The organism is Anoxybacteroides voinovskiense, from assembly GCF_014196205.1.
Lineage (GTDB): Bacteria > Bacillota > Bacilli > Bacillales > Anoxybacillaceae > Anoxybacteroides > Anoxybacteroides voinovskiense.
On record NZ_JACIDE010000020.1, the window covers coordinates 46,666 to 60,586 of the forward strand.

Annotated in this window: 18 protein-coding genes; 12 read left to right on the forward strand and 6 right to left on the reverse strand. The window is 42.1% G+C overall.

The window, feature by feature from the left end:
• Nucleotides 1-34: 34 nt before the first annotated feature.
• From GGR02_RS12730 to GGR02_RS12740, 3 genes are all read right to left on the reverse strand, one after another.
• Nucleotides 35-1,147 (reverse strand): ABC transporter ATP-binding protein, encoded by a 1,113-nt coding sequence (locus GGR02_RS12730; protein WP_183185405.1) that lies wholly within the window; start codon nucleotides 1,145-1,147, stop codon nucleotides 35-37.
• Between the two features lie 114 nt (nucleotides 1,148-1,261).
• A complete protein-coding gene (locus GGR02_RS12735; RefSeq protein WP_183185406.1) occupies nucleotides 1,262-2,170 on the reverse strand; it encodes a PucR family transcriptional regulator in 909 nt (302 codons plus the stop codon).
• 78 nt (nucleotides 2,171-2,248) lie between these two features.
• Nucleotides 2,249-2,431, reverse strand: coding sequence for a hypothetical protein (locus GGR02_RS12740; RefSeq protein WP_183185407.1), 183 nt, complete (start codon nucleotides 2,429-2,431; stop codon nucleotides 2,249-2,251).
• 80 nt (nucleotides 2,432-2,511) lie between these two features.
• On the opposite strand from GGR02_RS12740, the gene GGR02_RS12745 reads away from it, so the two are divergent.
• The 6 genes from GGR02_RS12745 to GGR02_RS12765 all read left to right on the forward strand — a co-directional run bounded on the left by GGR02_RS12745 (nucleotide 2,512) and on the right by GGR02_RS12765 (nucleotide 7,335).
• Entirely contained in the window at nucleotides 2,512-2,883 is a 372-nt protein-coding gene (locus GGR02_RS12745) for a hypothetical protein (RefSeq protein ID WP_183185408.1), read from the forward strand.
• Nucleotides 2,884-2,968: 85 nt separating this feature from the next.
• Nucleotides 2,969-4,102 carry a DUF445 domain-containing protein gene (locus tag GGR02_RS12750; RefSeq protein WP_183185409.1) on the forward strand — a complete coding sequence of 378 codons (1,134 nt, stop codon included), beginning with the start codon at nucleotides 2,969-2,971 and terminating at the stop codon, nucleotides 4,100-4,102.
• Nucleotides 4,103-4,176: 74 nt separating this feature from the next.
• Nucleotides 4,177-4,527, forward strand: a complete 351-nt coding sequence (locus tag GGR02_RS12755) for a YlbF family regulator (protein WP_183185410.1) — start codon at nucleotides 4,177-4,179, stop codon at nucleotides 4,525-4,527.
• An 81-nt stretch (nucleotides 4,528-4,608) separates the two neighbouring features.
• Nucleotides 4,609-5,475 carry a Cof-type HAD-IIB family hydrolase gene (locus GGR02_RS12760; protein ID WP_183185411.1) on the forward strand — a complete coding sequence of 289 codons (867 nt, stop codon included), beginning with the start codon at nucleotides 4,609-4,611 and terminating at the stop codon, nucleotides 5,473-5,475.
• A 118-nt stretch (nucleotides 5,476-5,593) separates the two neighbouring features.
• Entirely contained in the window at nucleotides 5,594-5,728 is a 135-nt protein-coding gene (locus GGR02_RS17625; protein WP_260175108.1) for a hypothetical protein, read from the forward strand.
• A gap of 107 nt (nucleotides 5,729-5,835) precedes the next feature.
• On the forward strand, nucleotides 5,836-7,335 hold the full coding sequence (locus GGR02_RS12765; RefSeq protein WP_183185412.1) for a coproporphyrinogen III oxidase: 1,500 nt from the start codon (nucleotides 5,836-5,838) through the stop codon (nucleotides 7,333-7,335).
• Nucleotides 7,336-7,375: 40 nt separating this feature from the next.
• Here GGR02_RS12765 and GGR02_RS12770 read toward each other — a convergent pair whose 3' ends face one another.
• Nucleotides 7,376-7,561, reverse strand: coding sequence for a YhzD family protein (locus GGR02_RS12770; RefSeq protein ID WP_183185413.1), 186 nt, complete (start codon nucleotides 7,559-7,561; stop codon nucleotides 7,376-7,378).
• 151 nt (nucleotides 7,562-7,712) lie between these two features.
• Between GGR02_RS12770 and GGR02_RS12775 the strand changes: the two genes are divergently transcribed.
• From GGR02_RS12775 to serC, 5 genes are all read left to right on the forward strand, one after another.
• Nucleotides 7,713-8,612 carry an ABC transporter ATP-binding protein gene (locus tag GGR02_RS12775; RefSeq protein ID WP_183185414.1) on the forward strand — a complete coding sequence of 300 codons (900 nt, stop codon included), beginning with the start codon at nucleotides 7,713-7,715 and terminating at the stop codon, nucleotides 8,610-8,612.
• Nucleotides 8,605-9,843, forward strand: coding sequence for an ABC transporter permease (locus tag GGR02_RS12780; RefSeq protein ID WP_183185415.1), 1,239 nt, complete (start codon nucleotides 8,605-8,607; stop codon nucleotides 9,841-9,843). The genes GGR02_RS12775 and GGR02_RS12780 overlap by 8 nt, the downstream gene beginning before the upstream one ends.
• An 88-nt stretch (nucleotides 9,844-9,931) precedes the next feature.
• The gene (gene yhaM / locus GGR02_RS12785; protein WP_183185416.1) at nucleotides 9,932-10,876 is read left to right on the forward strand and encodes a 3'-5' exoribonuclease YhaM; all 945 of its coding nucleotides are present in this window, start codon (nucleotides 9,932-9,934) and stop codon (nucleotides 10,874-10,876) included.
• A 73-nt stretch (nucleotides 10,877-10,949) separates the two neighbouring features.
• A complete protein-coding gene (locus tag GGR02_RS12790) occupies nucleotides 10,950-11,132 on the forward strand; it encodes a sporulation YhaL family protein (protein WP_066323170.1) in 183 nt (60 codons plus the stop codon).
• Nucleotides 11,133-11,253: 121 nt separating this feature from the next.
• Complete coding sequence (gene serC, locus GGR02_RS12795) at nucleotides 11,254-12,336, forward strand: 3-phosphoserine/phosphohydroxythreonine transaminase (RefSeq protein ID WP_183185417.1); 1,083 nt, start codon at nucleotides 11,254-11,256, stop codon at nucleotides 12,334-12,336.
• Between the two features lie 157 nt (nucleotides 12,337-12,493).
• On the opposite strand, the gene GGR02_RS12800 is transcribed toward serC, so the two are convergent.
• A complete protein-coding gene (locus GGR02_RS12800; protein ID WP_183185418.1) occupies nucleotides 12,494-12,676 on the reverse strand; it encodes a hypothetical protein in 183 nt (60 codons plus the stop codon).
• Nucleotides 12,677-12,838: 162 nt separating this feature from the next.
• Here GGR02_RS12800 and GGR02_RS12805 point away from each other — a divergent pair, with 162 nt between their 5' ends.
• Nucleotides 12,839-13,435, forward strand: coding sequence for an HTH-type transcriptional regulator Hpr (locus tag GGR02_RS12805; RefSeq protein ID WP_183185419.1), 597 nt, complete (start codon nucleotides 12,839-12,841; stop codon nucleotides 13,433-13,435).
• Here the strand turns inward: GGR02_RS12805 and GGR02_RS12810 are convergent.
• The gene (locus tag GGR02_RS12810) at nucleotides 13,430-13,765 is read right to left on the reverse strand and encodes a DUF1878 family protein (protein WP_183185420.1); all 336 of its coding nucleotides are present in this window, start codon (nucleotides 13,763-13,765) and stop codon (nucleotides 13,430-13,432) included. The two genes, GGR02_RS12805 and GGR02_RS12810, sit on opposite strands and share 6 nt — an antisense overlap.
• Between the last annotated feature and the right edge of the window lie 156 nt (nucleotides 13,766-13,921).

Sequence of the window (13,921 nt, forward strand, 5' to 3'; positions counted from 1 at the left end):
GTGGCATGGGCTATTTATATAAAATTAGGGGGACTCACTTTTCCGTATTGGCGCGAATGCGTTTCTCCGTTTCGATATCAAAGAAATGCGCCTTATTCATATCTAATGCAAGGTCAAGTTGGTATCCTGGTTTAATTTCTGTGCGGGCATCGATGCGCGCAACAATTTCTTGACCAGCAATTTGCGAATAGATCATTGTTTCTGCACCAAGCAATTCAGCAACATCGACATTTGCTGTGATTTTTGTGTTTTGGGACGCTTCGATAAATACTGGCTCATCATGGAAATCTTCTGGACGAATGCCTAAAATGACTTCTTTGCCGACATAGCCTTGTTCGCGAAGCACTTTCATTTTGCCTTCTGGAACGCCAATGGAGACATTGTCAATGATGAATTTTCCATCTTCTAGACGTCCTTTTAAGAAGTTCATTGCTGGTGAACCGATGAATCCACCGACAAAAATGTTTTCTGGCTTTTCATATACTTCTTTTGGCGTACCGACTTGTTGGATGACGCCGTCTTTCATGACGACAAGGCGAGTAGCCATTGTCATCGCTTCTGTTTGGTCATGGGTGACGTAAATGGTCGTTGTGCCCAATCTTTGATGCAATTTCGCAATTTCTGAGCGCATTTGGACGCGAAGTTTCGCATCAAGGTTAGAAAGCGGCTCGTCCATTAAAAACACTTTCGCATCGCGGACGATGGCGCGACCTAATGCTACCCGCTGGCGCTGACCACCAGACAACGCTTTCGGTTTGCGGTCTAAATATTGTTCGAGCCCAAGAATGCGTGCAGCTTCTCGCACGCGGCGGTCGATTTCATCTTTCGGGAATTTCCGAAGTTTTAAACCAAACGCCATATTGTCATAGACGCTCATATGCGGATAAAGTGCATAGTTTTGGAATACCATGGCGATATCGCGATCTTTTGGGGCGACATCGTTCATTCGTTTCCCGTCGATGTATAAATCACCTTTAGAAATTTCTTCAAGACCTGCAATCATTCGCAATGTCGTTGATTTTCCACAGCCAGACGGGCCAACGAAAACGATAAATTCTTTGTCTTGAATATGTAAATTAAAATCTTTTACAGCAGTGACGTTATTGTCATAAATTTTGTAAATGTGCTCTAAGCGAAGTTCCGCCATTACAATTCCCTCCATGAAATCGGTTTCAGTTAACTGTTTCCATCGTATAAAAAACAAAGAAAAACGTAAATGGACAGTGTGCACAAAAAACAAAACAAGTTTTAGGCAAGCTGCCTAAGAATGTTTTTGGTTTATATAATCGTTGAGCAAAATTGCTAAATACATGGCGGTTGCTCCTTGAAAATGGCGAATATCTATGCCCGTTTTTTCAATAAATTTTTCAATGCGATATTGCAAGCTATTGCGATGCATATAAAGTTTTTTCGCCGCAAGCGAGGCGTTTAAGTTGCATTCGAGAAATACTTTTACCGTCTCTAGCAGCTCGGCGTCTACTTTTGTTAAAAAGGAAAGCGATTGTTGAATCGTTCGTGCGTTTGGATGGCCGTTAATAAGAGTGAGCGGCAATACATCGGCAATTGTATACACTGTTTTCGTGCGAATGGATGTATTGGCCAGTTCAAAAAAATATTTTTCCATTCGAAAACGTTCAAGCAAATGTTCATCATACGGATGTGTCTGCCCGATGAAAACACGCCATGTCATGTAAAAATCGCTCGCTAACGTGTCAATTAAATCAGTAAATGGAAGGGGAGATGATGCTTCGGTTTGTTTTTTCTCGATAATGACACCGCTCGTTGCTTGTTCCCAAATAAGCAGGACGTTTTCTTGGAATAGTCCTTCCACCGCTTCATAAAAATGTTCATGGTCAATGGAAGTTTGGTTCATTTGAAATTGGATAAAGCGGTAGTACGGAGAGTGATTGGACAGTAAACGAAGCTCGCTATCGTCCGCTTGGCTCACAAACCGCTGCCAAGCACTTTCCGTTTTGGTGAGCGGACGCGTTGGCAGAGAAAGCGGCGTGAGGAAAATGGACAATAGCTGTTTTTCTTTTTCCGTGAGCGCACTTTTTAAAATACCGATTTTCTCGCCTTCTTTTGTAGAAAACCATTCATAATCATTCGCGTTGGTTGGTTGTTCATGAACCACCGCTTCTTTAAAAAGCTGTTTTAATCGTTCCAACATAACGAATAATTCCTTTCGTAGTAGTTGTATCTTTATTATAGCATAAACCCGACTCCCTCTCGAGAGAGGAAGTCGGGTTTATGCTTCGTAAGGCGGTTCTTCTTCGATTAAATCGCGCGCTTCTTCAATGTTTGTTGCGTCGTTTCTCGCATGAACATAGCCGCCTGCCATTCCTTCATTAATCATGCGGTCGATATCCATAAAGTATTTATCGCGTCCTTCATGGCATGAGTCTTTGCATCGTTCGTTATCCATTGTCATCCCCTCCTATTGTTAGTTTGTCATATGTTTTTTTGTTCATTCATATATATAAATCGTGGACAAGCCAAAGGAGGGGGAGCATGCTTCATATATTAGAACAAATTCTTCACATCATTTCCATGAATCAATCTTATATTCGTTTGCGCCTAGAAAACAGAAATGACGAAGCTGAATATGAAAAATTAGTGAATTACGCGGAACATGAGCAAAAACAATATCATCTCTGGCAATATGTATATTTTTTAGTAAAAGGGGCATCTTTCTCCCCTAAGAAACACGTTCAACCGCCAGACAATGTAGATGCACTTCTTCTTTTCCATGAAATGAAAAAAGCGCTCCTTTATTACGAGTTAGTACCACATCTTTCCGGTGCGCAAAAACGGGCGGCGGAACAGGCGCTAACAAAAGCGCTTGAACATGGGTTGTTTTTTTCTAATCTCTCCCATCGCTAAATGGCACCTCTTTCATTGCTCTTTTGCTAAACAAACGATATAATGAAAAACTAGGCAAACGAGTAATGAAAGGAGCGGGGAAGAGATGGAAACCGTTTTCTACTTTCTATTTATGATAGCAGTAGGAGCGATTATTGGCGGAGTGACGAACGCGCTAGCGATTAAAATGTTATTTCGCCCGTATCAACCGATCTATATATACGGGAAACGCCTTCCATTCACTCCAGGACTTATCCCGAAACGACGCGAAGAGCTTGCACACCAACTTGGAAAAATGGTCGTCGAACATTTACTCACCCCAGACGGCATTCGTCGGAAATTGATGGAACCTGAATTGAAAAACTATACCGTTCGTACGGTACAGCAATGGGTGGAACGGTGGTTTGCCTGTGAACGTACGGTGGCAGAACAGTTGCAGCTATTCGGAATAAACGACCCTGAGAAGATGGTGCATACGAAAGCTAGCGAGTGGGCGGACAAGCTGTATAAGCAATGGATGAACGAGCACCAAGAAAAGAAAATTCGTGAACTGCTTCCGCCGGAAATACAAGAAAAAATGGAGAAATGGATTCATGAGGTGGCGAACTATATTGCCGAACGCGCGCTTCATTATTTTCAAAGTGACGCAGGAAAACAGCGTATCGCCAAAATGATCGACGAATTTTTTATCGGTCGTGGGATGTTTGGGAATATGTTACAAATGTTTCTTGGCAACGTCAACTTAGCAGATAAAGTGCAACCAGAAATTATAAAGTTTTTGCACCATCGCGGAACGCGCGAAATGCTTGCGCAACTTCTGCTAGTAGAATGGCAAAAATGGACGGATTCGTCCGTTGCTTCTGTAGAAGCGCTAATCGGGGAAGAAAACGTTCGCCAATCGCTTCATGAACTGGTAGCGAAAGCAGTGGTAGCAAGCGGTATGTTAGAAAAAAAAGTAGCCAATGTACTGGCACCATATCGACAACGGGCGATTGATGAGTGGGTTCCGATCATGGTAGAGAAAGGAATGCAATGGGTGAGCGACCGAGTAGAAACGCTTGTGGAAGGGCTACAACTCGCGGACATTGTGCGGACGGAAGTTGAAACATTTTCGGTAGAGCGTCTCGAAGAAATGATTTTATCGATTTCGCGGCGCGAATTTAAAATGATTACGTATTTAGGCGCGTTGCTCGGTGGAATCATCGGCGTTTTCCAAGCGCTCGTCGGGTTATGGGTATAGTTTTAGCATATCGTCTGTTTGCCTGCATATCGTAATAACAACGGCACGTTATTTTTTCACAAGGAGGCTTTTTTATGTCCCAATTATATACAATCGCCCAGCAGCTAGAGCAGGCGATTCGCACGAGCGACGAGTTTCAACAATTAAAGCAAGCGTACGAAACGGTGCGCCGCGATGAAGCCGCGTATCGCATGTTTACACAATTCCGTGATATACAAATGCAGCTTCATGAAAAACAAATGATGGGTGCGGACATTTCGCCAGAGGAAGTTCAACAAGCACAAGCGATGGTGGCGCTTGCGCAACAAAACGAAAAACTAGTGGCGTTAATGATGCTAGAACAACGAATGAGCACGGTGATTTCGGACATTAATCAAATCGCAATGAAGCCGCTAGAGGAGTTATATCGCTCCTTTACTGAATAATGGAACACTCGTTTGAGTGTTCTTTTTTTTGTTATGTTGTCATAGCTATTAAAGTGACAACACGACAAAGGGGGACTAACATTGGCGTATAAATTGCTTGCGTTAAATATTGACGGTACGATTTTAAAACCAAATGGACGGCTGCAAAAAGAAACGAAAGAAGCAGTCGAGTTTGTGAAACAAAAAGGTGTATACGTGACACTACTGACGAGTCGCGATTTGCTGTCCGCAAGAAAAATCGCTAAATCGTTAAAACTCGATACAGCTATCATTGCCTTTCAAGGCGCGATGATTGGAAAATCAGTCGATGAAAAAATATATGAAGCGCTCATTCCAGAAGAGCGGACGTTTAATATCATTCACGTACTTGAAAATTATGCATGCAATATTCGGTTAATGCATGAACGGTATTCGCTCGCGAATCGCAAAAAAGTGAAAAAACAGCTCGTGGCGAAAACAGTGCTTTCTTCGGGAGATCCGTTTTTTTACCCGACGCAGTTTGTTGATTCGTTAAGCGACGTATTGCGTGATGAGCCGCTTGCCGTTCCGAAAATCGATGTGTATTTTGCAAACGAAGAAGAACAAAAGGAAGCACTAGCGGTTTTACACGAAGCGTTTCCGACCGTTGACATCATTACACAACCGAACGGAAAAATCGAGATTGTCGCTAAAGGAGTTTCTAAATTAGCTGGATTAAAACGTCTTGGACAATCATTGAACATTTCGTTAAAAGAAATGGTCGTCATTGGCGATGGGATTGATGATATTCCGGCGATTGAAGCAGCAGGGTTAGGAGTGGCGATGGGAAATGCGCCAAACGAAGTGAAAAAAGCAGCGGACTGGGTAACGCGCTCAAATGAACAGCTTGGGGTTGCATATATGGTAAAAGAACATTTTCGCAAACAGCAACGCCCAGAGTTTTTGCATAAGCTGAAAACGAAGCAATAAACCGGAGAAATTGCTCCACGAGTGTTGATTATCCATTATTTTACTAAAAAATACAGAATCATATGACTGAACACAAACTTTTCTGCCTCTTCCCTCGAACAAGAACGCCGGCGGGCAAATGTCATTTGCCCGCAAAGCGTTCGTTGTTCGAGGAGGGCATGCGTACAGCATGCCCAGTCAGCAAGCGAACCGCTTGTCGACTACGGCAGAAAAGCTAGGAATAGAGCGATGTCAACTGGTTTTTAATGGTTAATCAACACGCCTGAAATTGCTCCGGTTTTTGTATGAGGTCACCGCTTGACGATTATAAACCGCCTTCTGTACACTTAAATAAGCTTGACAGAAGAAAGGTGGTTTCCGTTGCGTATTCAAGTGTACGGATTATATAATGCAGAACCATTTCAACGTCCACTAGAAGTAATTACTGGACTGTTTTTTGAGGAATATGAACTACTATTTGAACCTGTTGCTGCGGCAGATCTTGTCGTGACTTTTTCGCTTCATGGAGAAGAAACAGGCATTGTCACCGGTATGCTGATTGAAACAGCAAGCAGCCGGGAATGGAAAGGGGAATATCGGGTTGACTTGCGGCCGTACTTAAGCGAAAAAGAACGGCTGAAGCAATGGAAAAATGCGGTTTCTCACGTATATTTAACTCTTTTTCAACAATATACGGGGCTTGTTCAGCCGTGGGGAATTTTAACAGGGGTGCGTCCCGTGAAGCTTTTGCATCAACACTTACGTTCGGGTCTTACGAAAGTGGAGGCGCATCGAACGCTTCGTGAAGACTATTTAGTCGCCGAAGAAAAAATTCAGCTGATGCAAGACATTGTTGACCGGCAGTTAACGGTTGTTCCTGATTTATATGATCTTGCCCACGAAGTGAGCATTTATATCGGCATTCCGTTTTGTCCGACGAAGTGCGCCTACTGCACGTTCCCAGCTTACGCGATTAACGGCCGCCAAGGGTCGGTAGACTCGTTTTTGTCCCGGCTTCATTATGAAATGCAAGCGGTCGGGCAGTTTTTAAAGGAGCGAGGCGTTAACATTACGACCATTTATTACGGCGGTGGTACTCCAACGAGCATTACAGCGGAAGAGATGGACGCATTGTACGAAACGATGTACGAATCGTTCCCGAACATGGAGCGCGTTCGCGAAATAACGGTCGAAGCAGGAAGGCCAGATACGATTACACCTGAGAAGTTGAACGTACTAAAAAAATGGAAGATTGACCGCATTAGCATTAATCCGCAGTCGTACATTCAAGAAACGTTACAAGCGATTGGCCGCCATCATACGGTCGATGAAACGATGGAAAAGTTTCATTTGGCGCGGCAAATGGGCATGAACAATATTAACATGGATTTAATCATCGGGCTTCCGGGGGAAGGCATCGAGGAATTTAACTATACGTTAGCGGAGACGGAAAAATTAATGCCGGAGTCGCTCACCGTTCATACCCTTTCGTTTAAGCGAGCGTCGGAAATGACAAAAAATAAGGAAAAATATAAAGTCGCTGACCGCGAGGAAATTAGCGAAATGATGAAAAGCGCGCAAAACTGGACGAAACGAAATGGCTACGTCCCGTATTATTTGTACCGGCAAAAAAATATTCTCGGTAATTTAGAAAACGTCGGGTACGCGCTCCCAGGGAAAGAAAGCATTTATAATATAATGATTATGGAAGAACAGCAGTCGATTATCGGGCTTGGCTGCGGCGCCTCCAGTAAATTCGTTCACCCGAAAACACGGGCAATCACCCGCTTCGCCAACCCAAAAGAGCCGAAAGTGTATAATGAAAACTTTGTGCATTATACCGAAGAAAAACTAAAAATGATGGATCAATTATTTCAATAAGAAAACTCCCCGATTGATTGTGCAATCGGGGAGTGATTTTTTACCGATGAAACAAAATCAATTTTCCGCTTGATGTTGTGCAGCGGTGGGTTTTGTCTAAGCAATTGTGCTCGCGCAATTTTTGTTCGCCGATTTTTTTCGCTTCTTCTTCGTTTACCGCCTCAAACGTTTCGTCTAACAGTTTCTCCCCTGTATGTTCAAAAGCAGTTAATGTAAACAGTGGCATGGTGTTTCCCCCTTTGCTGAATGATCGTTCATTATTTTTTATTCTTTTACTTTTAAAAAAATCCTTCTATCGGATGAAACTTTTCGATAAGATAAAACGTGTAATAAGATGTGGAAAATTTATCTTTTATTTGTAAAATGGGGGAGTGAGTATGAGTTTACGTCTTGAGCAAGTGACAAAGCGTTTTGGTTCGATAACAGCGGTCGATGGCGTCACGCTCCATATTCCGGAAGGAGAAATGTTCGGTCTTTTAGGCGCAAACGGTGCTGGAAAGACGACGACATTTCGCATGATTCTTGGGCTTTTAACACCGACGGAAGGAACGATTACGTGGAACAATGAACCGATTCGCTATGACCAAAGCCATTTAATCGGCTATTTGCCGGAAGAACGCGGATTATACCCAAAGCTAAAAGTGAAAGAGCAACTCATTTATTTGGCACGGCTGCGCGGGATGAAAAAACCGGCCATTATGAAAGAAATGATGGATTGGCTTGAACGATTTAAAGTTCCTGATTATGTCGATAAGCGGGTCGAAGAATTATCGAAAGGGAACCAACAAAAAATTCAATTTATCGCCGCTGTTTTGCATCGACCGAAGTTGTTAATTTTAGATGAGCCGTTTAGCGGTCTTGACCCTGTTAATGTCGAACTATTAAAAGAAGCGGTTATCGACTTAAAAAGAAATGGAACGACCATCGTTTTTTCAAGTCACCGCATGGAACACGTCGAAGAATTGTGCGAGCATTTATGCATTATGCATCGCGGCAAACCGGTCGTTTCTGGGGCGCTAAAAGAGATTAAACGCTCTTTCGGCAAAAAAAATGTCGTCATTCACGCTGATTTTTCGTTAGAGGAGCTAAGCCGTTTCCCAGGAGTTTTAAAAGCAAAGCAAACAGCAGAAGGAATCCATTTGCAAATCGAGCATGAAGACGTTTCGCAACGCATTCTTGCCCACATTGCAAACAAAGGATTCATTCGAAAATTTGCCCTAGAAGAGCCATCGTTAAACGACATTTTCATTGAAAAAGTAGGTGCTGTCTATGAATAAGTTTTGGATTGTACTTTGGCATACGTACATCACCAAATTAAAATCGAAATCGTTTCTTGTGATTACCGTTATTGTCGGGTTGCTTACGTTTGGCGTCACGAATTTGAACCATATTATTGACTTTTTTACGAAAGATGAAAAGAAAGTCGTCGGGGTCATCGACGAAACAGGAGCACTGTATGAACCGCTGCAAGCGCAACTGGCGAAAAATAAAGAGGAGAAGATTGAACTGAAGCTGTTTCAAGGGACGAAAGAAGAAGCAAAACGACAAGTAAAGCGCGAAAAATGGGATGCTTTTTTAACCATTTCCTATGATGACAAACAGCTCCCAAAAGCAGCATACTATGCGAATACGATTGCTGACAGCGCCACAGCGAGAACGCTAGAGCAGGCGCTCCAACAATTGAAAACGGCGCTAGCTACCGCCAAAATTGGATTAACGCCAGAACAAGTGAAGCAACTATATGAACCGGTGGCATTTCAAAAAATTGCGTTAGAAAAAAGCGCAAAAACCGAAGAAGAGTTGCAGCAAGCACGTGGGCTTGTATATGCAATAGTGTTCGCGATGTATATGTTTGTCTTAATGTACGGATCGATGATCGCTTCTGAAGTGGCGACCGAAAAATCGTCGCGCGTCATGGAAATTTTAATTTCAAGCGTTTCGCCCGTTCAACAAATGTTTGGGAAAATTCTAGGGGTGGCACTACTTAGTCTAACACAGTTTGCGTTTTTATTTGCCATCGGTTTTAGCTCGCTGAAAAGCAACGGATACAAGTTGTTCCATATATTAGGAATGGAACAAATTCCGGCAAAAACGCTTGTTTATGCTGTCATCTTTTTCTTATTAGGCTATTTGTTATACGCTACACTTTTTGCGACGCTCGGTTCGATGGTCAGCCGTTTAGAAGATGTGCAACTTGTGGTGACTCCTGTAACATTGCTTGTGCTAGCTTCTTTTTTCATTGCGATGTTCGGGCTAGATTCCCCACAGTCCCCAGTGATTACCGTCACGTCGTTCATTCCGTTTTTTGCTCCGCTCATTATGTTTTTGCGCATCGGCATGTTGAATATTGCCGATTGGGAAGTGGCGGTAAGCATCGCGCTTTTAATCGGAACGATTATATTTGTCGCTTTTGTCGGTGCAAAAATTTATCGTGGCGGGGTGCTTATGTATGGAAAGGGTGCTTCTTGGAAAGATATGAGAAAAGCGCTCGAGTTAACGAAAAAATAAGATCTTGCTTTGGCAAGGTCTTGTTTTTTGCCTTGTCACTCATATGGTATACTAAAAAAAATAGAAAACGGAGACGGGGGAGAAATGATTGACGAAAGGAATTATTCACTACGAAGTCGGCGAACAAATCGACGTTTATTTGCTAGTTAAATCGGTGACAAAGGGAATCGCGAGCAACGGGAAACCGTTTTTGACGCTCATTTTGCAAGATAAAACGGGAGAGATTGAAGCGAAATTATGGGATGCTTCGTTAGACGATGAAAATACATATGTTCCACAAAGCATCGTGAAAGTGTTAGGGGATATTAGCAATTATCGCGGGCGAACGCAACTGAAAATTCGTAACATTCGTCCAGCGAACGCCAGCGACCATGTGCGTGTGGCAGATTTTTTGGAAGTTGCTCCGATGAAACAAGAGGAAATGATGGAGAAATTAACGCAATATATTTTCGAAATGAAAAATCCAAACATTCAGCGCATTACGAGATATTTGTTAAAAAAATATGAAAACAAATTTCTCGAGTATCCGGCAGCAACGAAAAACCATCATGAATTTATTTCAGGATTAGCGTATCACGTTGTGTCGATGTTAGATTTAGCGAAAGCCATCGTGAAGCTGTATCCGTCGCTAGATGCAGATTTATTGTATGCAGGGATTATTTTGCATGACCTTGGCAAAGTGATCGAATTGTCTGGTCCGGTTTCAGCAACGTATACGTTAGAAGGAAATTTACTTGGCCATATTTCGATTATGGTGAGCGAAATAAGCAAAGCGGCAGAACATTTAGGCATTAGCGGGGAAGAAGTCATTATTTTACAGCATCTCGTGTTGAGCCATCACGGAAAAGCGGAGTGGGGTAGCCCAAAACCGCCAATGGTCAAAGAGGCGGAAATTCTTCATTACATCGATAACCTCGATGCGAAAATGAATATGATGGATCGCGCATTAGAAAAAGTAAAGCCGGGAGAGTTTACCGAGCGCATTTTCGCCCTTGATAACCGCTCGTTTTATAAACCGACATTTCATCGATAAAAATAGAGCATAAACAACGAGGGACACTCATATAGTGAAAATAAGACAAGCTGAGAAAAATGGAGGGAAAATCATGCTGTCTTTGCCATGGTGGGTGTACCTTGTTGTGTCTGGAATCGTATTTAGCGGCTATATGACAGTAAGAACAGCCGCGCAAGAACGAAAAATTGATGAGTCGTTCATTGAAAAAGAAGGCGAAATTTATATGGAGAGAATTCGGGAAGAAAAAATGCGGCGGAGCCAACAATCCTTGTGACGAACACAAGGATTGAATTTTTTTTGTGAATTTAATGAGAATTGTCTTTATTTTTTTTATTTTCATGTTAGGATAATAAGTAACTGTTATTCATTAAAGAAATAAAGTGGGGGATTGGAACATGAAACGAGCGTATAACTTTAATGCAGGTCCATCTGCACTTCCGCTTTCGGTACTTGAACGAGCGCAAAGAGAGTTGCTCGATTTTCAAGGGACGGGGATGTCCGTGATGGAGTTAAGCCACCGCAGTAAAGAATACGATGCCGTGCACAACAATGCGAAGCAGCTACTAAAAGAGTTGATGAACATTCCGGATACGTACGATGTGTTATTTTTGCAAGGCGGTGCAAGCTTACAGTTTTCGATGGTGCCGATGAATTTGTTAGGAAATGAGCAAATCGGGAATTATGTGTTGACAGGCTCTTGGTCGGAAAAAGCGTTGAAAGAGGCGAAGAAAGTAGGAAAAACGCACGTAGCCGCATCGACAAAAGAAGCGAACTATACGCGCATTCCGGCAACAGAAGACATTCAGCTTTCAGAACAGGCGGCCTACTTACATATTACTTCTAACAATACGATTTTCGGCACGCAATGGCATGAATTTCCTGAATTACCGGTTGATTTAGTTGCGGATATGTCGAGCGATATTTTAAGCCGTGAAGTGAATGTCGAGCAATTTGCGCTCATTTATGCTGGTGCACAAAAAAATTTAGGACCATCGGGGGTGACGGTCGTTATCCTTCGTAACGACTTGCTCGAACGCATTCCGGACAATTTACCGACAATGCTCGACTATCGTACGTATACTACTAGTAATTCTTTATACAATACACCACCAACGTTTGCGATTTATATGCTGTCGCTTGTGCTAGAATGGGTGAAAGAACAAGGTGGCGTGAAAGCGATTGAACAACGAAATAAAGAAAAAGCAGCTGTCATTTACGAGGCGATTGACGAAAGTAACGGGTTTTATTCGCCGCATGCAGAGAAAGACAGCCGTTCGTTGATGAATGTTACATTTACTTTACCGAACGAGGAAGTTACGAAAAAATTTTTAAGTGCGGCAAAAGAACGGGGATTTGTCGGACTCGCTGGACATCGTTCGGTCGGCGGATGTCGTGCGTCGATTTACAATGCCGTTCCGTACGAAGCGTGCGAAGCATTGGCACAGTTCATGGACGAGTTTCGAAAACAAAATGTGTAAAAGTTCTTTCCTTTTACACGATAAAGTAGTATAATGTGAGAAAATTCTAACAATAACACATGCAAGAAGAGGCGGCTAGTGGAGAAGAGAGGAGTAAGAAGTAGTTGATTTCCAGTATAAAAAACCCGATCGCCCTCTGGTCGGGTTTTTGCTATAGCTAATGCAAACTCCATGCGATGAAAAAGAAAAGAATTGTGGCAATCATATATAGCGCCATTCGCTGTTTGAGCACTTTTTTCGGTGGATACATTTTCGCTTTTGGAATCGCGAGGAATGTGGAAATCGTTAGGCAGAAAAAAACGAAGCTGAGCAAATAGAAAAAGGTTATCATATACATCATTATCTTCCCCCTATGTTCACTATATGTGACGAATGGCTCAGTTATGAATGATTGGAAAAAAATTTTATTTAAAAATTCTAACATTTGCATCTTTATTAATTTTTATTTTACTGGCATAATAGAAAATAAAATAATAATGGTGAGGGAAGAGTGGGTGGAACGATGAAGAGCAAGGAACAACATTATTCTATAAAAGAGGCGATGCTATTTAGCCAACGAATTGCCCAGTTAAGCAAAGCGCTTTGGAAGTCGATCGAAAAAGATTGGCAACAATGGATTAAGCCGTTCGATTTGAACATTAATGAGCACCATATTTTATGGATTGCCTATCATTTTAAAGGCGCGTCCATTTCAGAAATTGCTAAATTTGGCGTCATGCACGTTTCCACAGCGTTTAACTTTTCAAAAAAATTAGAAGAACGCGGATTATTGACGTTTTCGAAAAAGCAAGATGATAAGCGCAATACGTACATTGAGCTAACAGAAAAAGGGGAAGAAATATTATTAAAGTTAATGGAGTCGTACGATCCAAGACAAAACGCGGTTTTTAATGGGGCGTTGCCATTGCGTGAATTGTACGGGAAATTTCCAGAAATTTTAGAAATGATGTGTATCATCCGCAATATTTATGGGGACGATTTTATGGAGATTTTTGAGAAATCGTTTGAAAACATTAAAGCAGACTTTATTGAAAAAGACGGGAAGCTTGTGAAAAAGCCGGAGCAGGAAGTAGAAGAATTCGCAAGTCCGTCGTCATGAAGGAATCGTCGCCATTAACTTTTTAAATTCTTGCATGAGCGGGACGAATAATTGTTGCTGCAAAAGGGCGTCCACTGTTTGTTCAAGCGGAAGAGCGGGATGGAGCATCCCAGCAAAATGGAGCAGAAGCGGAGTGAAAACCGTAAAGCCTTCCGCTTTTTGCTTTTCATATTCATTGCTCAAATATTCACAAAGAGAAATTGTTTCTTCCACTTCTTCTTTCGATAAATTTTTCGCGACGACAAGGTGGTAAAACGGTTTTTTTGTTTCGTCGACCATTTCTAATAACAGCGAACGATGGAACGTTAGCTTTGCAATCATGTCTTCCATATGCCGCTTCCTCCTTACATTTATTTTACCTAATGACAGTTTCTCTTGCAAAAAACATATTGATTTATGATTGAGTCAAGAGTTTGTGGGAGATTTTTTTTGATATTTCGATTCTCTGGATATATTTGGTTTAAATAACCCAGTGTTTGTAAGCGT